This is a genomic window from Brevundimonas naejangsanensis (assembly GCF_003627995.1).
GTDB lineage: Bacteria > Pseudomonadota > Alphaproteobacteria > Caulobacterales > Caulobacteraceae > Brevundimonas > Brevundimonas naejangsanensis_B.
Genome location: NZ_CP032707.1, coordinates 2091298 through 2112496, shown reverse-complemented (window position 1 = coordinate 2112496; position 21199 = coordinate 2091298). Strand labels below are relative to the sequence as shown.

Genomic DNA, 21199 nt, shown 5'->3' with positions numbered 1-21199 from the left:
CGAAATCTTACTTGATTTCGACCTTGGCGCCGGCTTCTTCCAGCTTCTTCTTCAGCTCTTCAGCGGCTTGCTTCGAGACGTTCTCGACGACCGGCTGCGGAGCGCCTTCGACCAGGTCCTTGGCTTCCTTCAGACCCAGGTCGGTGCGGACGCCGCGGACTTCCTTGATGACGTTGATCTTCTTGTCGCCGCCGTCCACCAGGACAACGGTGAACTCGGTTTGCTCTTCAGCGGCTTCAGCCGGAGCAGCGGCGCCGGCGACGGCGGCCACGGCGACCGGAGCGGCGGCGGAGACGCCCCACTTGTCTTCCAGCAGCTTCGACAGTTCAGCGGCTTCCAGGACGGTCAGAGCCGACAGTTCTTCAACGATTTTGGCGAGATCAGCCATGTTAGTCTTCCTTCGGTAGGATGAGGTTCAGAGAGATATGCAGAGATGACGGGGCTTAGGCGGCGTCTTTGGTCGCGTACGCGTTGAAGACGCGAGCCAGTTGGCCGGCCGGCGCCTGCAGGACGCCAGCAACCTTGGTCGCCGGGGCTTGCAGCAGGCCGATGAGCTTGCCGCGCAGTTGATCCAGCGACGGCAGCTTGGACAGGGCCTCGACGCCCTTGGCGTCCAGAACCTTGTCGCCCATGAAACCACCCAGAACAGCGAACTTGTCGTTGCCCTTGGCGAATTCGGCCGTGACCTTGGCGGCGGTGACGGGGTCGGCGGCGTAAGCGATGCCCACGGGGCCCTTGAACAGGCTGTGGTACTCGCTGCCTTCCTCGACGCCCAGCGCCTTGAGCGCCAGACGGTTCTTCACCACCTTGAACGCGCCGCCTTCCTTACGAAGGCGACCACGCAGGTCTTCCATCTCCACAACGGTCAGACCCAGGTTGTGGGTCACGACCACGGCGCCCGCGCCGGCGAACACGCTCTTCAGCTGTTCGATCGACTCGGCTTTTTGTGCGCGGTCCATTGTGGTCTCCAGTTTTGGCATTCGTCGCCGGGCTTATTCCCGACGACGGATTTGGCTTAAGCGCCATGCATCGCTGCACAGCGTTCAGGCCGGTCTTATTGTCCGAAGGAAGCGTGGCCCGCCCGCCGCGAAAGCAGCAGGGCAAAAGGTCTTTGCATCCCCATCTCCCCACGGCGTCAGAAGGCCTTCTGACGATTATGACGCGGGCGACCCCCGCATCCCGAAGTTCTCGGACAGGCTTCGCCAGGGCCGGGGCCCGGACGAGATGCGGGCTCTATACACGGCCCGGCTGGAAAATCAACGCTTGGACGGCTTGGCGGCGCCCGTGGCCTGCTGCGCCATGGCCTCGCAGTCGAAGGTCCCGCAGAATTTCGTTAGCAGATCCTCAAGATAGGCCTGCTCGAACGTCGCCATGGTTGACCCGAGCCCAGCACCCAGTTCGACCTGCTTGGTCGCGATCGTCCGCCCCTGAGGCGTGTCGTAGAAGCGGACCAAGGCTTCCAGCTCGGCCTCCGAAAAGCGCGCCTGAATCTCCTCCCCCATGCTTCGGATCAACTGGTTGAGGTGCGGCCTCATGATCGCCACAGCGTTATTGCGCAGCCAGGCCGCCTGTTCAGCGGGCATGGTGCCGGCTAGGGCGGCGATTTCCTGGTTCACCAGTTGCTGGATCAGCTTGTCCGCCCCGCCGGTCGTCAGTTCCAGGTAGCGCTGCGTCAAGGCCTCTCGGCGATCGGCGTCTCGCACGCGGACCTCAAGCAACTCGTCCTGTCGCGCTTGCGCCTGCACGGACGAGGCGCCGAACCCCGCGACGGCGAAAGACAGGAACACGGCGGCCACAACCCGCGACATAAGATTCTCCTTAGCGACCGCGCCACCAGTAGAGAACACCGTTCCGATTGTGAAGCGGGTCAGCCTTATTCGGCCGAACGCCCTGGCTTGAAGTCCCGGATCAGCTCCGCCAGCTCCGCCTCGTCCACGACGGCGGCGGCGTCCTCGGCCGACATCCAGCGGCGCTGGCGCTGGGCGTCCTCGGGCCAGGCGCCCAGCTGGATATAGACCTCCAGCGGATAGACGCTGGCGATGGTGGCCTGGACCCGCCCGGACTTCAGCCGCTTGCCGTATCGGAACCAGCCGATGGGCGCGCCCATGACGTCGCCCTGGACGCCCGCCTCCTCATAGGCCTCGATCACGGCGGCCTCGGCGTCGGTCTTGCCCCCCATGCGGTTGCCCTTGGGGATCACCCAGCGGCGCGTCTCGCGCGAGGTGACCATCATGATCTCGACGCCGTCGGCGCCGTGCCGCCACGGCAGGGCCGCGACCTGGCGGGTCTCTGACGACAGGGCGCGGGGCTTGTTCGACATCAGTTCAGGAACAGCCCGCCGAGGGCGTAGAACAGGGCCCCGATGGCGGCCGCCGCCGGCATGGTGATGAACCAGGCGGTGACGATGCTGCGCGCCACGCTCCAGCGCACGGCCGAGACGCGCTTGGCCGCGCCCACGCCGACGATGGCGCCGGTGATGGTGTGGGTGGTCGACACCGGAATGCCCAGGCCCGTGGCCGCGAACAGGGTGATGGCCCCGCCCGTCTCGGCGCAGAAGCCCTGCTGCGGCGACAGGCGCGTGATGCGCGAGCCCATGGTGTGGACGATCTTCCAGCCGCCGAACAGGGTGCCCAGGGCGATGGCCGCCTGACAGGTGATGACCACCCAGAAGGGCACGTGGAACTCGCCCCCCAGCATACCGCGCGAATACAGAAGGATGGCGATGATCCCCATGGTCTTCTGGGCGTCGTTGCCCCCGTGCCCCAGGGAATAGGCCGAGGCCGAGACGAACTGCAAACCGCGGAACACGCGGTCGGCGAAGGCCGGGTTCGATCGCCGGAACAGCCAGGACACCAGCAGCACCAGCAGCAGAGCCAGCAGGAAGCCGATGGCTGGCGACATGAAAATGGCGCCGACCGTCTTGACCACGCCGCCGATGACGACAGCCCCGCCCCCGCCTTGGCGATGCCAGCGCCCAGCAGACCGCCGATCAGGGCGTGCGAACTGGACGAGGGAATGCCGCCCAGCCAGGTGATGACGTTCCAACTGATGGCCCCCATCAAGGCGCCGAAGATCACCTGGTCCGAGATGATGTCCGGCGAGATGATGCCCCGCCCGATGGTGTCGGCGACGTGCAGGCCGAAGAACAGGAAGGCGATGAAGTTGAAGAAGGCCGCCCACCCCACCGCATAGATCGGCGGCAGGACGCGGGTGGCGACGATGGTGGCGATCGAGTTGGCCGCGTCGTGCAGGCCGTTCAGGAAGTCGAACAGCAGGGCGACGCCGATCAGGAAGACCAGGATCAGGAGGGCGTGATCCATGACGTTCCTACAGGTGCTCGACCAGAACGCCGTTGATGCGGTTGGCCACGTCCTCGAACCGGTCGACCACCTTCTCCAGGTGATCCAGCAGCTGGCTGCCGATGATGAAGCCCAGAGTGTTGCCGCCGGTCATGTCGTGGCGGTGCGCCTCGTAAAGCGCCTTCATGCCCGCGTCGAACAGGTCGTCGCTGCGCGCCTCCAGATCGGTGATCTGCTCGGTCAGGACGGCCAGGCGGTCGTGGTTCTTGCGCATGGCCGGCAGCAGGGTGAAGGCTTCCTGCGTCAGGGCCGCGCACTGCACGGCGATGTCGGCCAGTTCCTGCATCTTGGGCGAGAAGTCGCGCATCTCGTACAGGGTGACGACCTTGGCCGCCTTCTGCATCTGGTCGATGGTGTCGTCCAGGGAGTTGGTCAGGCCGCGAATGTCCGAGCGGTCGAAGGGGGTGATGAAGCTGCGGCGCACGGCGAACAGCACTTCGCGCGCGATCTCGTCGGCCTGTTCCTCATGCGCCACGACCTTGGCGCACCAGTCGGGCGTCTCGGCCCCGCCGTCCATCATGTGGCGCAGGGCGTCCGCCCCATGCGCCAGCGATTGCACATGAGCGTCGAACAGCCGGAAGAAATTATCTTCCTTGGGCAGCAGCGCCTGGAACCAGTTGAGCATGGATCGTCTCCCGCAGGGCCGCCTCGCGCACACCGAGGGCCGAGCCCGCGCTCCCACTCCCGACTTCCGGCTCCTTCGTCAAGTCATCCGTATACGGAATCGTGGATATCCGCCGCCGTCATTGGTCATCATTGACGTCGCGCTACCGTCTGCCGCATGAAGAAGATGTCATCTTTGTGTTCCATTAAAGGCGAAATCGGCCATGTCCTATCCAGCGGCGCAGGAACGCCTGCTCGTCGAGGCCGGCCAGGCCCTGGCCCGTCGCGACCCTCGCTCGGCCCTCGGTTTGCTGGATCAGGCCGACCAGTTCGGAAAGACGCACAACGCCACCCTGAACCGCGCTGTCGCCCTGCGGCTGCTGGGCGACTTCCAGGCCTCCCTGCTCGTCCTGGACGACGCCCTGGAGATGCGGCCCTATGATTTCATGGCGCTGCTGGCCAAGGGGGCCATGCTTGAAAAGATCAGCCAGCCCAAGGCGGCGGCCGAGGTCTATCGGAACGCCCTGAAAATCGCCCCGCCGCGTGAGACCTGCCCACCCGGCGTGGTCAGCCAGATGGACTACGCCAGCCAGATGGTCGACCGGCACGCCCAGGCCCTGGCCGCCTTTCTCAAGGAGCGGGTGGAGCCCCTGCGCTCCGACCTGGGCGAAGCCAGCCGGGACCGATTCGAGGAGGGGCTGGAGATCTACGCCGGGCTGAAGCAGCCGCCGAAGCAGCAGCCGCTCCTGCTCAACTATCCGCGTCTGCCCGCCATCCCCTTCTACGACCGCAGCCTGTTCCCCTGGCTGGCCACCCTGGAAGAGGCCACCCCCGTCATCCAGGCCGAACTGGCGACCTTGCTCGAGACCGCCTTCGACGAATTTTCGCCCTACATCGCCTATCCCAAGGGTGCGCCGGTCAATCAGTGGGGCGAGTTGAACCACTCGCGCAAATGGAGTTCGCTCTTCCTGTGGCGCGACGGCCGCCGCCAGGATGAGGTCTGCGCCCGCTGCCCCCAGACCGCCGCCCTGCTGGAAGGTCTGCCCATGGCGGACCAGGACGGCTTCGCCCCGACGGCCATGTTCTCAGCCTTGCAGCCCAGGACCCATATCCCGCCGCATACGGGATCATCGAACGTGCGCCTGCTGGCCCACCTGCCGCTGATCCTGCCGGGGCCGGCGCGCTTCCGCGTCGGCAACACCGAGCGGGCCTGGAAGATGGGCGAGGCCTGGGTCTTCGACGACACCATCGAGCACGAGGCCTGGAACGACGCCGACGCCATGCGGGTCATCCTGATCTTCGACGTCTGGAACCCCTACCTCGACGAGGGCGAAAAGCGGTTGATCACCGAGATGATGAAGGCCCAGCGGGATTTCATGGGGACCTGAACACCCCGTTCCAAAAGAAAACGGCCCCGGAGATGTCTCTCCGGGGCCGTCGTCATCTTTAGCCGTGAAGCCGGATCAGGCGCCCAGCGAAGCCGGGTCGACCTTGAAGCCCGGGCCCATCGTCGAGGACAGGGCGATGCGCTTCACATAGGTGCCCTTGGCGCCCGACGGCTTGGCGCGGACCAGAGCGTCCACGATGGCCTTGACGTTGGCTTCCAGGGCGTCCTGGGTGAAGGAGACCTTGCCGATGCCGGCGTGGACGATGCCCGCCTTCTCGACGCGGAACTCGACGGCGCCGCCCTTGGCGTCCTTGACGGCCTGGGCGACGTTCGGGGTCACGGTGCCGACCTTCGGGTTCGGCATCAGGCCGCGCGGGCCCAGCACCTTACCCAGACGGCCGACCAGGGCCATCATGTCGGGCGACGCGATCACGCGGTCGAACTCCATGAAGCCGCCGGCGATCTTCTCGTACAGGTCTTCAGCGCCGACGTGCTCGGCGCCGGCGGCCTTGGCTTCTTCAGCCTTGGCGTCCTTGGCGAAGACGGCGACGCGGACGTCACGGCCGGTGCCCGAGGGCAGGTTCACCACGCCGCGGACCTGTTGGTCGGCGTGACGCGGGTCGACGCCCAGGTTGACGGCGATTTCGATCGACTCGTCGAACTTGGCCTTGGCGTTGTCCTTCACCAGCTTGATGGCGTCGGCGAACGGCAGCAGCTCTTCGGTGATGCCGGTGCGGGCTTTCTGGGCTTTGGTCAGCTTGGCCATGATTTAGCCCTCCACCACTTGAATGCCGATGGCGCGGGCCGAGCCCTCGATGATGCGCGACGCGGCGTCCAGGTCGTTCGCGTTCAGGTCCTTCATCTTCTTCTCGGCGATTTCGCGCAGTTGCGTCTGCGTGATCTTGCCGGCGAACTCGCGGCCGACGAGCTTGGAGCCCGACTTGATGCCAGCGGCCTGCTTCAGATACCAGGTCGCCGGCGGCGTCTTGGTGATGAAGGTGAACGACTTGTCCTGATAGACGGTGATGACGGTCGGAAGCGGGGTGCCCTTGGCTTCCTTCTCGGTCCGCGCATTGAACTCCTTGCAGAAGCCCATGATGTTCACGCCGCGCTGACCCAGAGCCGGGCCGATCGGGGGCGAAGGCGTGGCCGAACCGGCCGGCACTTGCAGCTTGATATAGCCGAGAATCTTCTTGGCCATTGGTCTCTCCTATGAATGACCCTGGGATAAGCTCCAGGGCCGGTGAGCCGTGGTCGGGCATGGCTGCCTCCCACGGATTTGCCGCCGGGCGACTCGAGGAGCGTCCAGCGAAGGCGCGCGTGTAGCAGGCGGGGGGCTGGAAGGCAAATGAAGCGCCTCATAACCCTCTCCCGCCGGGAGAGGGATTAGGCAGCCAAACGCAAAACGGCGGCCCGGAGGCCGCCGCTGCATACTTGCCGAAAACGTCAGGCCGATCAGGCGCTGACCTTCTCCACCTGATTGTATTCCAGGTCGACCGGGGTCGGGCGGCCGAAGATGGAGACGGCCACGCGCAGGCGGGCGTTGTCCTCGTCGACGCTCTCGACCTGACCGTCGAAGCTGGCGAACGGGCCGTCGATGACCTTGACGTTCTCGCCGATGTCGAAGCGGATCGTGGGCTTCGGACGCTCGACGCCCTCTTCCACGGCGCCGATGATGTTCTGGACTTCACGCTCCGAGACCGGCAGCGGCTTGGTGCCGCCCGCGGCGCCCAGGAAGCCGGTGACCTTCGGCGTGTTCTTGACCAGGTGATAGGCCTCGTCGGTCATCTCCATCTTCACCAGGACGTAGCCGGGGAAGAATTTGCGCTCGGCGTTGACCTTCTTGCCGCGGCGGATTTCGACGACGTCCTCGGTCGGGACCAGGATTTCCGAGAAGGCGTGCTCCAGGCCCTGCTGGCGAGCCTGGTCGCGCAGTTGCTCGGCGACCTTCTTCTCGAAGTTCGAATAGGCGTGGACGATGTACCACTTGTGGCGGGGATTGGCCGCCGGCTTGGGCGCTGCATCGGTCATGTGCGCGTCTCCTTTATTGGCCAAGGCTGAGGATGATCCGGGACGCGAAGCCCAGGCCCGTATCGACGATCCAGAAGAAGGCGGCGGCGATCAGCACCATGATGAAGACCATCACCGAGGTGATCCAGGTCTCCTTGCGGCTGGGCCACACGATCTTGCGGGCCTCGGCGCGAACCTGGCTGATGAACTGCGGGATCGACGTCTTCTTCTTGGGCGCAGGCGCGTCGACGGCCACGGTGGCCGCGCCGGGCGCGGCTGCTGCGGTCTGGTTCCCCGCGGTGCGGCGTCCGCCCGGGGTCTTCGCCTTAGCCATTTGACGTCTCTTCAACCTCTGGATCCTGCTGCCCCACATGGGAAGTCCCAGGCGTTGACAACAGGGGGAATGGCAGGAGTGGAGGGACTCGAACCCCCGGCCCTCGGTTTTGGAGACCGATGCTCTACCAGCTGAGCTACACTCCTAGTGTCCCGGACAAAGGTCAACGCGCCGTGAGCATGCCCGTCGGCGCGACCCTCGCCAGAGGGGGGCGTATGCCTGACGCACACGGGCATTTCAAGGGCCGATTGTCCTCAAGTCGCGGAACGAAGCGGTTTTTGTCAGAACAGCCGGGCGATGGCGCTGGGCTCGTAGCTCAGCCCCTGCACCGCGGCCGCCGGATCGCCGACCGAGAAGGTCTGGGCGCGGCTGCGGCCGTCCAGGACGGCGACGGCCTCGATCTCTTCGGGAATCACCTTGACCACCGCCACGGCGTCCCCGCCCGGCGCCCAGGGGCTGATTTCCGGCGAGCGCTGGATGATCAGGTCGTTGACCCGCTTCACCTCGTCGCCGTCGGTCACCTCCTCGGCCCGGCCGTCGATGGAGACGCCGACCGCCTCCCCTTCCTGGCCCACGCCGCGAATGGCGACGCCGACGCGCGGGTCGGCGGTCAGGTGCTTCAGCTTCTCGCTGTCGCGCGCCGTGACGAAGTAGAGGTTCAGCCCGTCGTTGAGATAGCCGAGCGTCGCGGCCTGGGGCCGGCCGTCGGCGCGATTCACCGCCAGGGTCATCAGCTTTTGGCTGTCCAGCAGCTTGAGGATGGCGGTCACCGCGCCGCCGTGGATCGGGGTGACGCGCGGGGTCGGGTTCATGACGATTCTCCGGGGATGACGACGGCGGCCTGAGCCGGCAGACTGACTGGACAGCTTCGACGCAGCCTTGACGCAGATCAAGGCGGCTGGGCCCCGCCCGGGTTCCAATGCCCCCATGACAGAGTCTCGCTTCGCGTCCGACGCGCCCCGGCTGGAGGTCGCTCCCCTGAGCGAGGCCGAAGCGCCCGCCGCCTTCGCCCTGGCGCGTCTGTGGCGGCCCAATCTGGAGCCGGCCCAGTGGGACGCCTTCCTGTCGGCCTGGCGCGCCGCGCCCGAAAGCCGGGGCATCCTCAGCGCGCGCAATCGTCGCGGCGGCGTGCTGGGCTTCGTCAGCTGGTGGCGGCAACCGGACCTGGAATACGGCGAGACCCTGTGGGCCGGTCCCTTCGTGGTTCGCGAGATGGGCGTGCGGCCCCTGGTGCGGCAAAGCCTGGCCGTCGAGCTGACCGCCCTAGCCTGCCAGCTGGGCGCCCGGTTGCGCTACGCCGAAGAGGCGCCCTCGCCCGAATGCGCCGCCGAACTGCCGGCCAGGACAGCCTGACCTATCGAGGACAGCCTGACCTATTCGGAATCGGCGCGCCATCGCCTAAGCTAGCCCGTCATCCGGGAGACGACCCTTCGTGAACACCGCCGCTGCCCAGGCCGCTGCCGCCGATTCCGCCGACGTGCGTCTGGAAGACGTCCACCCCTGCGCCAGTTGCGGCGCGCGGCCCCTGGGCGTGTGCGCGGACCTCAAGGGTCATGAGCTGCAGAGCATGGCCTGCGCCAGCGAGACCATCACCGCCCAGCCGGGACAGGCGCTGTTCCACGAAGGCGATCCGAACCCCTACATCTTCAACGTCGTCGATGGGGCGGTGAAGCTGTATCGCCTGCTGCCCGACGGGCGGCGCCAGATCACCGGCTTTCTGTTCCAGGGCGATTTCCTGGGCCTGGGCGGACGCGGACCGTCCAGCTTCACGGCCGAGGCCCTGACGCCTCTGAACGCCTGCCGTTTCCGGCGCGGCGACTTCGATCAACTGCTGAACGCCCTGCCCGCGCTGGAGCACCGCCTGGTGGCCCTGGCCGGGGACGAGCTGATGGCGGCGCAGGAGCAGATCGTCCTCCTGGGCCGCAAGACGGCGCGCGAGCGGCTGGCCAGCTTCCTGACCCGCCTGTCCGAACGCCAGGTGCAGCTGGGCGGCCCCGAGGGCCACGTCCACCTGCCGATGACGCGCCTCGACATCGCCGACTACCTGGGCCTGACGATCGAGACGGTCAGCCGGGTCTTCACCCAGTTCAAGACCTCGGGCCTGATCCAGCTGCTGCCGGGCAACGACGTCGCCCTGCCCGATCCGGCCGCGCTGAAGGCCCTGGGCGAAGGCGCCGCCTGATTCATTCTGAAAAGGGGTGAAGGGGCGCGGCCTGACGTTCCGCGCCCCTCCCCGCGTCGGCCCTAGAATTTCCGGCCGACGCCGACCGACACCACCCACGGGTCCAGGCTGACGCTGCTCTTCAGCGCGCCGCCGTTGATCGTGGCGTCCGTGTCGAACCACACCTTCTTGGCGTCCAGGTTCAGCGTCCACGGGCCGGAGAGGTTCCAGTCCGCGCCGGCCTGAAGCGCGACGCCGAAACCGTCGTCCAGATCGACCTCGAAGCCGTTTCTGTCCTTGCCGCTGAAGAAGGCCATGTAGCTGACGCCCGCGCCGACATAGGGGCTGATCGTCGCGTTCGGCGTCGGGCGATACTGCAGCGTCACCACCGGCGGCAGGACCCAGGTCTCGTGCACGGCCACATCGGTCGCGCCGCCCTGGGCGCGGACCTCGTGCTGGGTCGCGCCCAGGATGGCCTCGACGGCCCAATGGTCGGCGACGAAATAGGTGAAGCCCAGGGTCGGCATCCAGTCGTCGCCGACGTCGACCTTCAGGCCGCTGTCGGCGCCGGCGGCGGTGACGATGGCGTCGTCGGCCTGCGGCAGGACGCCGGTCATGCGGGCGGTGACGATCAGCGAGCCCTTGCCCACCGGTTCGGGCGCGGCGGTCTGGGCCGAGGCGGCGCCGGCGACGGCCAGCAGGCTGACGGAGGCGACAAGGGCGGCGGCGGTTTTCATCGGATCAAATCCCCGACATTCGTCGGGTCGAAAAGCGCCCGGCTTCGATGTCCCGATGACCGTGCCCCACCCCGTTCCCGCCAGCCTTGATCCATCGCAACCTATGGAAATATATCATCTTTATAAAAAGAAAAATCCCCTCCGGCGAGGCCGAAGGGGATCTCTCGATCATGCTGTCGCGGGGACGGCGGTCAGGGCTCGGAGTGGCCCTGGTCGCCTTCGTCGAACAGGCGGAACTCGTGCCACAGGCCGTTCAGCACCCCGAAGAGCACCGCCAGGCCGAGGCCCAGAATCCAGGCGAAATACCACATGCTAGGATCTCCTTGTCGGAACTCAGTAGAGGTCGGGGTTGGTCTTCAGCGCGGCGGTGCTCGAACGGCCCCACAGCACCTTATAGACCCAGGCCGTGTAGAGAAGGATCAGCGGCAGGAAGACCACCGTCACCAGCAGCATGATGAACAGCGTCAGGTGGCTGGACGAGGCGTTCCACACCGTCAGGCTGGACTGCGGGTCGACTGTGCTGGGCAGGATGAAGGGGAACATCGACAGGCCGACGGTCGCGATGATGCCCACCGCCGACAGCGACGAACCGCCGAAGGCCAGGGCCTCGCTGCGCCGCCACAGGCCCAGCACCGCCGCCGCCGCGCCGAGGAAGCCGAGCGCCGGAGCGATCATCATCCACGGATAGCGGCCGTAGTTGTCCAACCAGGCGCCCGAAGCCGCCTCGACCGCCGTGCGCAGCGGGTTCGACGGGCCATGGACGTCCAGGGCGCCGGTGATGCGGAAGCCCATGTCGCCATAGGCCACCATCAGGCCCCCGACCGCGAACAGGACGATGCTCAGCAGGCCCGCGACCGTGCCGATCATGCGGGCGCGGTCGGCCACCGGACCACGCTCGGCCTTCAGGCCCAGCCAGGCGGCGCCGTGCAGCACCAGCATGGCCACCGACAGCAGGCCGGCGACCAGGCTGAACGGGGTGAACAGGCCCAGCAGCGAGCCGTCATAGAAGGCGCGCAGGTCGCCGTTCAGACGGAAGGGCGCGCCCAGCAGGACGTTGCCCATGGCCACGCCGAACACCAGGGCGGGCACGAAGCCGCCGATGAACAGGGCCCAGTCCCACATCGCCCGCCACTTCGCGCCCGGGCGCTTGGAGCGGTATTTGAAGGCCACGGGCCGCAATATCAGCGCCGACAACACCAGGAACATGGCCAGGTAGAAGCCGGAGAAGCTGACCGCATAGACGAAGGGCCAGGCGGCGAAGATCGCGCCGCCGCCCAGGATGAACCACACCTGGTTGCCTTCCCAGGTGGCGCCGACGGTGTTGATCGCCATGCGGCGCTCTTCGTCGGTCTTGGCGACGAAGGGCAGAAGGGCGCCGACGCCCAGGTCGAATCCGTCCGTCAGGGCGAAGGCGATCAGCAGCACGCCGACCAGCCCCCACCAGATCAGGCGAAGCGTGGCGAAGTCGAGAGGAAGTTCCATCTTCGATTATCCTTGATCTGCGGGGCTCAGGCGACGGCCGGTTCGGCGTCGGCCGCCGACTGGTCCTGGGCTTCCTGCTCGTGGAAGGGGCCCTTCTTGATGGCCTTGAGGATCAGGCCGACCTCGATCACGGCCAGGGCGCCGTACAGCAGGGTGAAGCCGATGATCGTGGTCCACAGCTGCGTCACCGTCAGGCTGGACGCGCCCAGGAAGGTCGGCAGCACGCCGTCCACGGCCCAGGGCTGACGCCCGACCTCGGCCAGGATCCAGCCGAACTCGATCGCGATCCACGGCAGCGGGATGGCCAGGACGGCCAGGCGCAGGAACCACCTGGTCTCATGCTTGCGCAGGGTGCACAGCACGAAGGCCGTGGCGAACAGGCCGATCATCAGGAAGCCGATCCCCGCCATGGTGCGGAAGGTCCAGAACATGACCGGCACGTTCGGCACCGTGCTCCAGGCCGCCAGCTTGACTTGATCCGGCGTGGCCAGGCGCGGGTCCTCGACGTAGCGCTTCAGCAGCAGGCCGTAGCCCAGGTCGTTGCGCACCGTCTCGAACTGGCCGCGGGCGGCCATGTCGGTCGGATCGGCCTTGATCTTTTCGAGGGCGTCATAGGCGACGACGCCGCGTTCGATGCGGTCCTCGGCGATGGCGACCAGCTCCAGGATGCCCTCGACCGGCTTGTCCACGCTGCGCGTGGCGATCAGGCCCAGGACATAGGGGATCTTGATCTCATAGTGGGTCTTGCGGTCTTCCAGGCTGGGGAAGCCGATGGCCGTCAGGCCGGCGGGCGCCTCCTCGGTGTGCCACATGGCCTCCAGGGCGGCGAGCTTCATCTTCTGGTTGTCGGTCAGGGCGTAGCCCGACTCATCACCCAGGACGACGACCGACAGCGACGAGGCCAGGCCGAAGGCGGCCGCGACCGTCATCGAGCGCTTGGCGAAGCCGCGATGCTTGCCCTTCAGCAGATAGAAGGCCGAGACGCCCATGACGAAGACGGCGGCGCAGACGTAGCCGGCCGACACCGTGTGCACGAACTTGGCCTGGGCCACCGGGTTGAACAGCACGGCCATGAAGTCCACGACCTCCATGCGCATGGAGTCGGGATTGAAGGCCGCGCCGACCGGGTTCTGCATCCAGCCGTTGGCGATCAGGATCCACAGCGCCGACAGATTGGTGCCCAGGGCCACCAGGAAGGTGACGAACAGGTGGGTCACCGGCTTCAGCTTGTCCCAGCCGAAGAACATCAGACCCACGAAGGTCGCTTCCAGGAAGAAGGCCATCAGGCCCTCGATGGCCAGCGGTGCCCCGAAGATGTCCCCTACGTAGTGCGAATAGTAGCTCCAGTTCATGCCGAACTGGAATTCCATGGTGAGGCCTGTGGCCACGCCCAGCACGAAGTTGATGCCGAACAGCACGCCCCAGAAGCGGGTGATGGTCCGCCAGATGGGCCTGCGCGTCATCACATAGATGCTCTCCATGATGACCAGCATGAAGGAGAGGCCCAAGGTGAGGGGCACGAATAGAAAGTGATATAGCGCCGTCAGTGCGAACTGAAGGCGTGATAGGTCTACGACCGCCAGGTCGATCATTGGCAAGGCTCCTGACCGCCAGCCCCCATCGACCGGCGTTCGACTATAACCTAAAGCGACGCCGTTTGCTCCGCCTTGATCCGTATCAAAGCCTTGCCATCAGACTCGCTCTAGACGGCCTTTTGCCCAAGGGCCTTTCGCCACATGGGCTTTTTGCCCAATCCTCCCTCGTCGCCGATGATGCCTGATCAGGCGGACGAACCAGGAGACATGATGACGGCCCAGCCGCTCGCCCCACAGCCGACAGCCTCGCGGAGAATCGCGGGAGAAGAGACGCCCGCGCTCTGGCTGAAATCCGCCCTGTCGCCGTGGCGGCGGCTGATGGGCCTGGGCGGCGCCCTGGTGATCGCCGACACCGCTCCGGCCATCGGTTTCGCCGCCGGACTGGCGCTGGCCGTGGGGGCCCTGCCGCACGGTCTGGCCGAGGCGACGCCGGGGCTGGCCCTGGCCGTCGCCGCCCTCGTGACCCGCGCCGCGCTGAGCCAGGCCGCCGTCCGGTTCAACACCCGCGCCGCGCGAGCCGCCAAGGGAGGCCTGCGCCGCCGCGTTCTGAAGGGCGCCCTGTCCGGCCGCCTGTCCGACGCCGCCTCGATGACCGCCGTCGCCGAGGGGGTCGAGGCCCTGGACGGTCACGTCGCGCGCTTCATGCCTGCGCGCCTGGCGGCCGCCGCCTCGCCCCTGATCCTGATCGCCGCCGCCGCCGTGGTCAGCCCCTTCACCGCCGGCATCCTGGTCTTCACCCTGCTGCCCTTCGTTCTGGGCATGGCCCTGACCGGCATGGCCGCCGGAGCCGAGAGCCGCCGCCAGTTCCAGGCGCTGGAGCGGCTGTCCGGCCTGTTTCTGGACCGGGTGCGCGCCCTGCCCGCCATCCTGTCCTTCCAGGCCGAGTCCCAGCAGACCCGCGTCATCGCCCGCGCCTCGGACGACCTGGCGCGCCGCACCGGCCGGGTGCTGAAAGTCGCCTTCCTGTCCTCGGCGGTGCTGGAGTTCTTCTCGGCCCTCGCGGTGGCCCTGGTCGCCGTCTATTGCGGCTTCAACCTGCTGAAGCTGCTGCCCTTCCCGGCTCCTGAGCAGCTCAGCCTGACCCAGGCCTTCTTCGTCCTGGCCCTGGCGCCCGAGGTCTATCAGCCGATGCGCCGCCTCGCCGCCGCCTATCATGACCGCCAGGCCGCCGAATCGGCCGTGCCCAGCCTGCGTCGCCTGGACCAGGCGGCCGAGGCGCCGCGCCCGCGCCCCGCCCTGCCCGCTTCGGCCCCGGCCCTGCGCTTCCGTGACGTAGCCGTCGCCTATGACGGCGCGCCGGTCCTCAGCGGCTTCAATCTGGAGGCCGCGCCCGGCGCCGTGGTCGCCCTGATCGGCCTCAGCGGCGCGGGAAAGAGCAGCCTGCTCAACCTGTTCCTGGGCCTGGCGCCCCTGTCCGAGGGCGAGGTCGAGATCGGCGAGCTCCGCCTGTCCGACAGCCCCGACCTGACCGACTGGGTCGCCTGGGCCGGCCAGGCGCCGGTCGTCATTCGCGGGACCCTGGCCGAGAACATCGCCCTGGCCCGACGCGGCGCCTCGGCCGAGGAGATCGAAGGGGCCGCCCGCAAGGCGGGTCTCGAGGGCGCGCTGGACCGACTGATCGACGAGCGCGGCGGCGGCCTGTCGGGCGGCGAGCGTCGCCGTCTGGGCCTGGCCCGCGCCTTCCTCAAGCCCGCGCCCCTGCTGCTTCTGGACGAGCCGACCGCCAACCTCGACGCCGAGGCCGAGGCCGCCCTTCTGCCGATCATCCGCGAGGCGGCGCGCGGCCGCACGACCCTGATCGCCACCCATTCCGAGGCCGTGGCCGAACTGGCCGACGTCGTGGTGCGCCTATGACCTTTCCGTCCTCCCCCGGCGTCGCCCGCCTCCAGGCCCTGATCCGCGCGCAGGAGCGGGCCCAGTCCTCGCGCCTGCTGGCCGCCTCCATCACCGGCGCCCTGGTGTCGGCGGGCGCCATCGCCTTGCTCGGGCTGTCGGGATGGTTCATCACCGCCGCCGCCCTGGCCGGAGCGGCCGGACCGGCGGCGGTCCAGTTCTTCAACTATCTGATCCCCAGCGCCACCATCCGCTTCCTGGCCATCGTGCGCACCGGCTCCCGCTACGGCGAGCGCGTCACCGGCCATGAGGCGGCGCTGAAGGCCCTGGCCGCCCTGAGGCCGCAGTTGTTCGAGGGCCTGGCGCGCGGCCCGGCGAGACGCGCCCTGTCCCTGGCGGGGGGCGAGGCCTCGGCCCGTCTCGTGCAGGACGTGGACGCCGTACAGGACCGCTTCGTGCGCCTGTCCGCGCCGTGGAGCGCGGGCGCGGGCCTGGCGGCCGGCGTCGGCCTGGCCGCCCTGGCCGGTTGGGGCGCGGCGCTGGCCGTCGCCCTGGCCGCCGTCGTCGGCGTGGTCCTGGGGCTCGTTCTCGGCCGTCGCCTGGCCGAGCCCGCCGGGCGGCGCCTGCAGGAGGCCGTCGGCGCCTTCAAGACCGACTTCGCCGCCCTGGCCGCGGCCGCGCCCGAACTGCAGGCCTACGGCATGAAGGACTGGGCCGTCGACCGCCTGGCCCGTCAGGGCGGCGCCGTCGAGGCCGCCGCCGAAGCCCTGGCCCGCGCGGGCGGCTGGCTCATGGCCGCGCAAACCCTGGCCATGGCTCTGGGCGTCGCCGGGGCCGCCCTGGCGGCCGGCCCGGCCTCGCCGCCCCTGACCGCCCTGGCCATGCTGGCGGCCGTGGCCACGGTCGAGAGCGCGGGAAATCTGCTGAACGCCTTTCGCCAGAACGGCGCCGTCGCCGCCGCCGTCCAGCGCCTGGGCGCACTGCTCGAGGCCGCGCCTTCGGTCGAGGCCGCCGCGCCGGTCGCGCCTTCGCTTCATCTGACGACGCCCGATCTGCGCCTGGCCCCGCCCCAGTGCCTGGCCATTGTCGGGCGCTCGGGCGCGGGCAAGACCACCCTGGTCGAGCGCATGATGCATCTGCGCGAGCCGCTGCCGGGCGAGATCCGCCTCGGCGAGGCCGACGCCGCGACCCTAAGCCCGGACGCCGCGCGCGCCCTGTTCGCCTATGCCCCGCAACAGGCGGTGCTGATGGCCGGGACGGTGCGCGAGAACCTGCGCCTCGCCGCCCCCTCGGCCGACGACGCCCAGCTGTGGGCCGCGCTCGAGGACGCGGGCCTGGCCGAGCGCATTCGCGCCGCGCCCAGCGGCCTGGGCGTCGCCCTGGGCGAGAACGGCGCCCGCCTGTCGGGCGGCGAGCGGCGTCGCCTGGGCCTGGCCCGCGCCTATCTGCGTCCCGCCCCCTGGCTGGTGCTGGACGAGCCGACCGAAGGCCTGGACCCCGCCACGGAGGCCCTGGTGCTGGAGCGTCTGACCCTGCGCCTGCAGCGCACCGGCCAGGGCCTGATCCTGATCAGCCACCGCCCCGCGCCCCTTGCTCTGTGCGACCAGGCTCTGGCTGTCACCGGCATCGCTGCCGACGGCCGCATCCGGGCCCGCGTCCAGCCGATCCGGGTCGCGGCCTGACGGTGGCCAACCTTTGATCTCCATCAAGGCGCAGCGGGCGGCGATAAGCTCTGCTGGCGGCATAGGAGACCAACCATGCCCACCGAAATCATCCCCGCCGTCGCCGCCTTCGCCGCCTTCTTCCTCATCTTCATGGCCGCCGTGGGCTATGGCGTCGTGGCCACCAACATGGCCGAGCGCAAGGAACGCTAGGTCATGAGCCTGCAACATATCCGGCTGGAGCTGGCGCGCGAGGCCGACGCGCCTCACGGCGATCCCGGCGACGGCTACGATCTGGTCGTGATGCTGGATGATCAGGCGCGGCTGGACGCCCCGGCCCTGCTCGCCGCGCCCGAACGCACCCGCGTGCGACGCTTCCGCGACGGCGAGACCCTGGCCGTCGGCCAGCTGACGCAAGGCTCCGACGGCCGCTGGCTGCTGGACTTCCCGGGTGAGGATTCCGACGCCGTCGGCTTCCGCCTCGAGGACGAACGCTTCGTCGCGGGCGAATACGTCTCCCTGGCCGAGCCGGGCGGCCGAATGCGCCCCTACAGGGTCGCCGTGGTCAATCCGCTCGACCAGCCCTGAGCCGACGCGACCGGCGCCGCCGATGATCAGGCGGCGTCGGTCTCCGGCCCCTTGATGATCGGGCGGAACAGCAGCTTGTCGATGCGGCGGTCGTCCATGTCGATGACCTCGACCTCGAACCGGCCCAGCTGAAGGATCTCGCCCTCGTCGGGCACGCGCGACAGGTGGTGCAGCACCAGACCCGCCACCGTGTGGAAGCCCTCGTGCTCCCCGAACTCCTCGCCCAGGGTTTCGCCCAGCTCGTCCAGGTCCGCCTGGCCGTCCACGGCCCAGGAGCCGTCCTCGCGCTTGCGGATGGCGACCTCGGTCTCGTCGTGGCTTTCGTTGAAGTCGCCGGCGATCATCTCCAGCAGGTCGGTGGCCGTGACCACCCCTTCGAAGGCGCCGTATTCGTCGACCACGAAGGCCATGTGGACCTTCGACCCCTTCAGGATCTCCAGCGCCTTCAGCACCGAGGTCGACTGGGGGATGAAGGCCGGCTCGGCGACCAGCTTCTCGACGTCGAACTCGCCCTTGTCCAACAGGCTGTCCAGCAGGTCCTTCTTGTGGACCACCCCAAGGGGATTATCGACGTCATTCTCGCGCGCGACCACGATGCGTGAATAGGGGCAGGTGCGGATTTCCTCGCGCAGCACCGCCTCGGGGTCGTCCAGGGCAATCCAATAGACCTCGTGGCGCGGCGTCATGGCGACGCGCACGGCGCGGTCGCCCAGGCGCAGGATCTCCTCGATCATCTCCTGCTCTTCCGGCTCGATCAGGCCCGCCGAAGCGCCCTCGGCCAGGATGCTCTCCACCTCTTCCTGGGTGACGTCCGAACCGTCGCGGTCCTTGACGCCCAGCAGTTTGAGAATGCCCGAGGTCGAGGCGGTCAGCAGCAGGACGAAGGGCTTCATGATCAGCGCCAGCGTCGAGATCGGCCCGGCCATCTTAGCCGCGATCGTCTCGGGGAAGATCAGGGCCAGCCGCTTGGGAACCAGTTCGCCCACGATCAGCGAGACATAGGTGATCAGCACGACGACCAGCGCGGTCGAGCCCACCTGGGCGTAGGGCGCCAGCACCGGCGCGGCCTGCTTCAGGATTTCGGTCAGCTGCCCGGCGATGGCCGCCTGGCCGTAGGCGCCGGCCAGGATGCCGATCAGGGTGATGCCCACCTGCACGGCCGACAGGAATTGCGTCGGCTCTTCCGCCAGCTTGAGCGCCTTCCGAGCGCCCCGGTCTCCTCGCTCGGCGCGGCTCTGAAGCTTGGATTTGCGGGAGGACACGACCGCGAGTTCGGTCATGGCGAAGAGGCCGTTCAGCACCACGAGCAGCAGCACGACGGCGATAGCGATGGTCAACATCGAAAAGGGAGAAGCCCTGACGCGGCGCGACTACCGGCGTCCGCGGTGTTGATATTAAGGGCGAAGCCGCCGACACGCCAGCCATTCTTGTCTTGAATGGGGCGTTCAGGATGTGCGCCCGATCTCGGCGGCGCCGTAGAAGCCTGTCGCGGCCCGGCGTCCCCCATTCTGGGACGCGCAGGCGCAGAGACCGATCACCAGTCCTATCATCAAGCCCAGACGCGCGGCGCGGCCCATGGTGGTTAACCATTCATTGGCGACCGGGCGTGAACGCAGGGGCGCCCGCCGGGTTCCGCGCTCAGGCGACGGGCAGGACCGCCTCGGGCGCCCATTCCGCAGCGGCGGCCGCGCCCTGCTCCATCCCTTGCAGCAGAAGCTCCAGTGTGACCGGCTTGGCGACCAGATGATCAGCCCCGGCCTGCGCCGCCTTGAGGTGGTGGACCTCCGTGGTGTTGGCCGTCAGCATGACGATGGGGGTGCGCGGCGCGCCTCGGCGCGCCTCCTCGGCCCGGATGCGCCGCATCGCCTCCAGCCCGTCCATGACCGGCATCTGCATGTCCATCAGCACCATGTCGAAGCGTTCTTCCTGAAAGCGCCGCACGCCTTCCAGACCATCGTCGGCGGTGACGATCTCGAAGCCCAGCGGCTCCAGCAGGCAGCGCACGACCATCTGGTTGGCCGGATTGTCCTCGACCGCCAGAATCCGCAAGCAGGGCCCCTCCTCAGCCACCCCCTCGTCCGCCGAGCCCGTCATCCCGCTCGAAGCCGCACGGACCACAGGCAGGTCCACCGTGAACCGGCTGCCCTTGCCCGGCGTGAATTCCGCAGTGATCTCGCCCTCCATGAGCTCCGCCAGCGACTTGCAGATCGACAGGCCCAGCCCCGTGCCGCCGAACTGGCGCGAAATGGCGTCGTCGGCCTGGACGAAGGGTCTGAACAGTCGCTGGGCCGCCACGGCGTCGAAGCCGATGCCCGTGTCCTCGACCTCAATCACGAGCCGGTCGGTCCCGTTCTGCGCGCGCACGTCGACACGCACGGACACGCGGCCCTGGGGCGTGAACTTCACCGCATTGGACACCAGATTTGAGACGATCTGGGTGATCCGCACCCCGTCGCCGATCACCTCGCCCTGCGCGCCCGGAGCGAAGGCCACGTCCAGCGCCAGCCCCTTGGCCTCGGCTGCGGCCCGGCGCATCTCGACCACGGCCTCGATGTCGGCTCGGAGGTCGAAGGGTCCGGGCGACAGGCTGAACTGGCCCGCCTGCATCTTCGACAGGTCGAGCATGTCATCCAGAACCCGGCGCAGGGCGTCGCCCGCCCCGGTGATCAGATTCAGCATCTCCGCCTGGCGCGGCGTCAGCGTCGTGTGGGTCAGGGCCGAGGCCAGCCCCAGGACGGCGTTCAGCGGGGTGCGCACCTCATGGCTGATGTTGGCGAAGAAGCGATCCCGCACCTCGGCGGCCCGCCTCGCCTCCGCCTGGGCCGCCTCCAGGGCCTTGAGCGCGCGGACGTGGTCCGACACCTCGAACCGGATGGCCGTATAGGTCTCAGGCCAACCGTCGGGTCCCAGATTGGGCACGATGGTGGTGTCCACCCAATAGGGCTCGCCCATCTTCTTGCGATTCTGGATCGTGCCGCGCCAGACCTCGCCCTGAGCGATGGTGCGGTAGAGGCCCTGGAAAAAGTCGCGCCCGTGCGCCCCGGAGTTCACCACCCGGTGGGTCTGGCCGATCAGTTCGTCGCGGGCGTAGCCGCTGACCGCTTCAAACTTGTCGTTGCAATACAGTATGCGACCGGCGCGATCCGTGATCGCCACGATAGCGGCCTCGTCGAGCGCAGCGGAGAGGCCAGCGCGGCGGGGCCAGTCGACGTCAGTCATTAGTAGGTCCTTTCAGCCGCCCGAAATGCTCCCGCCGCGCTGAGAAAAATCTTAATTGTCGGGTTCGACCAAAGTCGTAAATTCAGTTTTGATCCAAAGCAAAACGGCCCCCCGGAGAACCGGAGGGCCGCTCTGTTACGCTTGATACTATAGCCTAACGCCCTTGCGGGCTGCTTGAGGCCGGAACGCTTACGCTACTCTTACTGAAACTGGTAAGCCTACGCTTGTTC

The 21199-nt window shown here is 68.0% G+C and carries 24 protein-coding genes, 1 tRNA gene and 1 pseudogene; 7 read left to right on the top strand and 19 right to left on the bottom strand.

The window, feature by feature from the left end; genetic code table 11:
* Positions 1–7: 7 nt before the first annotated feature.
* From rplL to D8I30_RS14800, 6 genes and pseudogenes are all read right to left on the bottom strand, one after another.
* Positions 8–388 (bottom strand): 50S ribosomal protein L7/L12, encoded by a 381-nt coding sequence (gene rplL, locus D8I30_RS09990; protein WP_025976270.1) that lies wholly within the window; start codon positions 386–388, stop codon positions 8–10.
* Between the two features lie 55 nt (positions 389–443).
* Entirely contained in the window at positions 444–959 is a 516-nt protein-coding gene (rplJ, locus tag D8I30_RS09985) for a 50S ribosomal protein L10 (RefSeq protein ID WP_121482606.1), read from the bottom strand.
* 297 nt (positions 960–1256) lie between these two features.
* Entirely contained in the window at positions 1257–1808 is a 552-nt protein-coding gene (locus D8I30_RS09980; protein ID WP_121482605.1) for a DUF2059 domain-containing protein, read from the bottom strand.
* Positions 1809–1873: 65 nt separating this feature from the next.
* A complete protein-coding gene (locus D8I30_RS09975) occupies positions 1874–2320 on the bottom strand; it encodes an NUDIX hydrolase (protein WP_121482604.1) in 447 nt (148 codons plus the stop codon).
* On the bottom strand, positions 2320–2901 hold the full coding sequence (locus D8I30_RS14805) for an inorganic phosphate transporter (protein ID WP_240387214.1): 582 nt from the start codon (positions 2899–2901) through the stop codon (positions 2320–2322). Before D8I30_RS14805 ends, D8I30_RS09975 begins: the two co-directional genes overlap by 1 nt.
* A 116-nt stretch (positions 2902–3017) precedes the next feature.
* Positions 3018–3203: pseudogene (locus tag D8I30_RS14800) on the bottom strand (inorganic phosphate transporter); the annotation flags it as partial.
* On the opposite strand from D8I30_RS14800, the gene D8I30_RS14795 reads away from it, so the two are divergent.
* On the top strand, positions 3132–3356 hold the full coding sequence (locus D8I30_RS14795) for a hypothetical protein (protein ID WP_240387213.1): 225 nt from the start codon (positions 3132–3134) through the stop codon (positions 3354–3356). The pseudogene D8I30_RS14800 and the gene D8I30_RS14795 overlap by 72 nt on opposite strands.
* Here D8I30_RS14795 and D8I30_RS09965 read toward each other — a convergent pair.
* A complete protein-coding gene (locus D8I30_RS09965) occupies positions 3328–3984 on the bottom strand; it encodes a DUF47 domain-containing protein (RefSeq protein WP_121482603.1) in 657 nt (218 codons plus the stop codon). The two genes, D8I30_RS14795 and D8I30_RS09965, sit on opposite strands and share 29 nt — an antisense overlap.
* 202 nt (positions 3985–4186) lie before the next feature.
* On the opposite strand from D8I30_RS09965, the gene D8I30_RS09960 reads away from it, so the two are divergent.
* Positions 4187–5350, top strand: a complete 1164-nt coding sequence (locus tag D8I30_RS09960) for an aspartyl/asparaginyl beta-hydroxylase domain-containing protein (protein WP_240387212.1) — start codon at positions 4187–4189, stop codon at positions 5348–5350.
* Positions 5351–5425: 75 nt separating this feature from the next.
* Here the strand turns inward: D8I30_RS09960 and rplA are convergent, their stop codons facing one another.
* The 6 genes from rplA to D8I30_RS09930 form a co-directional block, all read right to left on the bottom strand.
* Complete coding sequence (rplA, locus tag D8I30_RS09955) at positions 5426–6115, bottom strand: 50S ribosomal protein L1 (RefSeq protein WP_121482602.1); 690 nt, start codon at positions 6113–6115, stop codon at positions 5426–5428.
* Positions 6116–6118: 3 nt separating this feature from the next.
* The gene (gene rplK / locus D8I30_RS09950; protein WP_121482601.1) at positions 6119–6550 is read right to left on the bottom strand and encodes a 50S ribosomal protein L11; all 432 of its coding nucleotides are present in this window, start codon (positions 6548–6550) and stop codon (positions 6119–6121) included.
* A 254-nt stretch (positions 6551–6804) separates the two neighbouring features.
* Positions 6805–7380 (bottom strand): transcription termination/antitermination protein NusG, encoded by a 576-nt coding sequence (nusG, locus tag D8I30_RS09945; protein ID WP_121482600.1) that lies wholly within the window; start codon positions 7378–7380, stop codon positions 6805–6807.
* 13 nt (positions 7381–7393) lie between these two features.
* The gene (gene secE, locus D8I30_RS09940) at positions 7394–7693 is read right to left on the bottom strand and encodes a preprotein translocase subunit SecE (protein WP_162938854.1); all 300 of its coding nucleotides are present in this window, start codon (positions 7691–7693) and stop codon (positions 7394–7396) included.
* A 70-nt stretch (positions 7694–7763) separates the two neighbouring features.
* Positions 7764–7839: transfer RNA gene (locus D8I30_RS09935), tRNA-Trp, on the bottom strand.
* A 135-nt stretch (positions 7840–7974) separates the two neighbouring features.
* Positions 7975–8505 carry a pyridoxamine 5'-phosphate oxidase family protein gene (locus D8I30_RS09930; protein ID WP_121482598.1) on the bottom strand — a complete coding sequence of 177 codons (531 nt, stop codon included), beginning with the start codon at positions 8503–8505 and terminating at the stop codon, positions 7975–7977.
* A gap of 115 nt (positions 8506–8620) precedes the next feature.
* Here D8I30_RS09930 and D8I30_RS09925 point away from each other — a divergent pair, with 115 nt between their 5' ends.
* Together D8I30_RS09925 and D8I30_RS09920 are read left to right on the top strand one after the other, a co-directional pair.
* Positions 8621–9046, top strand: a complete 426-nt coding sequence (locus tag D8I30_RS09925; protein WP_121482597.1) for a hypothetical protein — start codon at positions 8621–8623, stop codon at positions 9044–9046.
* Between the two features lie 79 nt (positions 9047–9125).
* On the top strand, positions 9126–9875 hold the full coding sequence (locus D8I30_RS09920; RefSeq protein WP_121482596.1) for a Crp/Fnr family transcriptional regulator: 750 nt from the start codon (positions 9126–9128) through the stop codon (positions 9873–9875).
* Positions 9876–9937: 62 nt separating this feature from the next.
* On the opposite strand, the gene D8I30_RS09915 is transcribed toward D8I30_RS09920, so the two are convergent.
* The 4 genes from D8I30_RS09915 to D8I30_RS09900 all read right to left on the bottom strand — a co-directional run bounded on the left by D8I30_RS09915 (position 9938) and on the right by D8I30_RS09900 (position 13662).
* A complete protein-coding gene (locus tag D8I30_RS09915; RefSeq protein WP_121482595.1) occupies positions 9938–10591 on the bottom strand; it encodes an OmpW/AlkL family protein in 654 nt (217 codons plus the stop codon).
* A 191-nt stretch (positions 10592–10782) separates the two neighbouring features.
* Complete coding sequence (gene cydX / locus D8I30_RS09910; RefSeq protein WP_121482594.1) at positions 10783–10902, bottom strand: cytochrome bd-I oxidase subunit CydX; 120 nt, start codon at positions 10900–10902, stop codon at positions 10783–10785.
* 22 nt (positions 10903–10924) lie between these two features.
* Positions 10925–12073: a cytochrome d ubiquinol oxidase subunit II gene (gene cydB, locus D8I30_RS09905; protein WP_121482593.1), complete on the bottom strand. Its 1149-nt coding sequence runs from the start codon at positions 12071–12073 to the stop codon at positions 10925–10927.
* 26 nt (positions 12074–12099) lie between these two features.
* Positions 12100–13662, bottom strand: coding sequence for a cytochrome ubiquinol oxidase subunit I (locus D8I30_RS09900; RefSeq protein ID WP_121483490.1), 1563 nt, complete (start codon positions 13660–13662; stop codon positions 12100–12102).
* A gap of 216 nt (positions 13663–13878) precedes the next feature.
* Between D8I30_RS09900 and cydD the strand changes: the two genes are divergently transcribed.
* The 3 genes from cydD (at position 13879) to D8I30_RS09885 (ending at position 17750) form a co-directional block, all read left to right on the top strand.
* Positions 13879–15522 (top strand): thiol reductant ABC exporter subunit CydD, encoded by a 1644-nt coding sequence (gene cydD, locus D8I30_RS09895; protein WP_240387211.1) that lies wholly within the window; start codon positions 13879–13881, stop codon positions 15520–15522.
* Positions 15519–17183, top strand: a complete 1665-nt coding sequence (locus D8I30_RS09890) for an amino acid ABC transporter ATP-binding/permease protein (RefSeq protein ID WP_121482591.1) — start codon at positions 15519–15521, stop codon at positions 17181–17183. Before cydD ends, D8I30_RS09890 begins: the two co-directional genes overlap by 4 nt.
* A gap of 195 nt (positions 17184–17378) precedes the next feature.
* Positions 17379–17750, top strand: coding sequence for a hypothetical protein (locus D8I30_RS09885; RefSeq protein ID WP_121482590.1), 372 nt, complete (start codon positions 17379–17381; stop codon positions 17748–17750).
* A gap of 26 nt (positions 17751–17776) precedes the next feature.
* Here the strand turns inward: D8I30_RS09885 and D8I30_RS09880 are convergent, their stop codons facing one another.
* The gene (locus D8I30_RS09880) at positions 17777–19090 is read right to left on the bottom strand and encodes a hemolysin family protein (RefSeq protein WP_205570692.1); all 1314 of its coding nucleotides are present in this window, start codon (positions 19088–19090) and stop codon (positions 17777–17779) included.
* Between the two features lie 298 nt (positions 19091–19388).
* A complete protein-coding gene (locus D8I30_RS09875) occupies positions 19389–20969 on the bottom strand; it encodes a PAS domain-containing hybrid sensor histidine kinase/response regulator (protein ID WP_121482589.1) in 1581 nt (526 codons plus the stop codon).
* Positions 20970–21199 lie beyond the last annotated feature (230 nt).

What these genes read in the sequence shown, in the direction of transcription:
- rplL (WP_025976270.1), bottom strand. Translation starts at nt 388, where the DNA reads ATGGCTGATCTCGCCAAAATCGTTGAAGAACTGTCGGCTCTGACCGTC.
- rplJ (WP_121482606.1), bottom strand. Translation starts at nt 959, where the DNA reads ATGGACCGCGCACAAAAAGCCGAGTCGATCGAACAGCTGAAGAGCGTG.
- D8I30_RS09980 (WP_121482605.1), bottom strand. Translation starts at nt 1,808, where the DNA reads ATGTCGCGGGTTGTGGCCGCCGTGTTCCTGTCTTTCGCCGTCGCGGGG.
- D8I30_RS09975 (WP_121482604.1), bottom strand. Translation starts at nt 2,320, where the DNA reads ATGTCGAACAAGCCCCGCGCCCTGTCGTCAGAGACCCGCCAGGTCGCG.
- D8I30_RS14805 (WP_240387214.1), bottom strand. Translation starts at nt 2,901, where the DNA reads ATGTCGCCAGCCATCGGCTTCCTGCTGGCTCTGCTGCTGGTGCTGCTG.
- D8I30_RS09965 (WP_121482603.1), bottom strand. Translation starts at nt 3,984, where the DNA reads ATGCTCAACTGGTTCCAGGCGCTGCTGCCCAAGGAAGATAATTTCTTC.
- D8I30_RS09960 (WP_240387212.1), top strand. Translation starts at nt 4,187, where the DNA reads ATGTCCTATCCAGCGGCGCAGGAACGCCTGCTCGTCGAGGCCGGCCAG.
- rplA (WP_121482602.1), bottom strand. Translation starts at nt 6,115, where the DNA reads ATGGCCAAGCTGACCAAAGCCCAGAAAGCCCGCACCGGCATCACCGAA.
- rplK (WP_121482601.1), bottom strand. Translation starts at nt 6,550, where the DNA reads ATGGCCAAGAAGATTCTCGGCTATATCAAGCTGCAAGTGCCGGCCGGT.
- nusG (WP_121482600.1), bottom strand. Translation starts at nt 7,380, where the DNA reads ATGACCGATGCAGCGCCCAAGCCGGCGGCCAATCCCCGCCACAAGTGG.
- secE (WP_162938854.1), bottom strand. Translation starts at nt 7,693, where the DNA reads ATGGCTAAGGCGAAGACCCCGGGCGGACGCCGCACCGCGGGGAACCAG.
- D8I30_RS09930 (WP_121482598.1), bottom strand. Translation starts at nt 8,505, where the DNA reads ATGAACCCGACCCCGCGCGTCACCCCGATCCACGGCGGCGCGGTGACC.
- D8I30_RS09925 (WP_121482597.1), top strand. Translation starts at nt 8,621, where the DNA reads ATGACAGAGTCTCGCTTCGCGTCCGACGCGCCCCGGCTGGAGGTCGCT.
- D8I30_RS09915 (WP_121482595.1), bottom strand. Translation starts at nt 10,591, where the DNA reads ATGAAAACCGCCGCCGCCCTTGTCGCCTCCGTCAGCCTGCTGGCCGTC.
- cydX (WP_121482594.1), bottom strand. Translation starts at nt 10,902, where the DNA reads ATGTGGTATTTCGCCTGGATTCTGGGCCTCGGCCTGGCGGTGCTCTTC.
- cydB (WP_121482593.1), bottom strand. Translation starts at nt 12,073, where the DNA reads ATGGAACTTCCTCTCGACTTCGCCACGCTTCGCCTGATCTGGTGGGGG.
- cydD (WP_240387211.1), top strand. Translation starts at nt 13,879, where the DNA reads ATGACGGCCCAGCCGCTCGCCCCACAGCCGACAGCCTCGCGGAGAATC.
- D8I30_RS09890 (WP_121482591.1), top strand. Translation starts at nt 15,519, where the DNA reads ATGACCTTTCCGTCCTCCCCCGGCGTCGCCCGCCTCCAGGCCCTGATC.
- D8I30_RS09885 (WP_121482590.1), top strand. Translation starts at nt 17,379, where the DNA reads ATGAGCCTGCAACATATCCGGCTGGAGCTGGCGCGCGAGGCCGACGCG.
- D8I30_RS09880 (WP_205570692.1), bottom strand. Translation starts at nt 19,090, where the DNA reads ATGTTGACCATCGCTATCGCCGTCGTGCTGCTGCTCGTGGTGCTGAAC.
- D8I30_RS09875 (WP_121482589.1), bottom strand. Translation starts at nt 20,969, where the DNA reads ATGACTGACGTCGACTGGCCCCGCCGCGCTGGCCTCTCCGCTGCGCTC.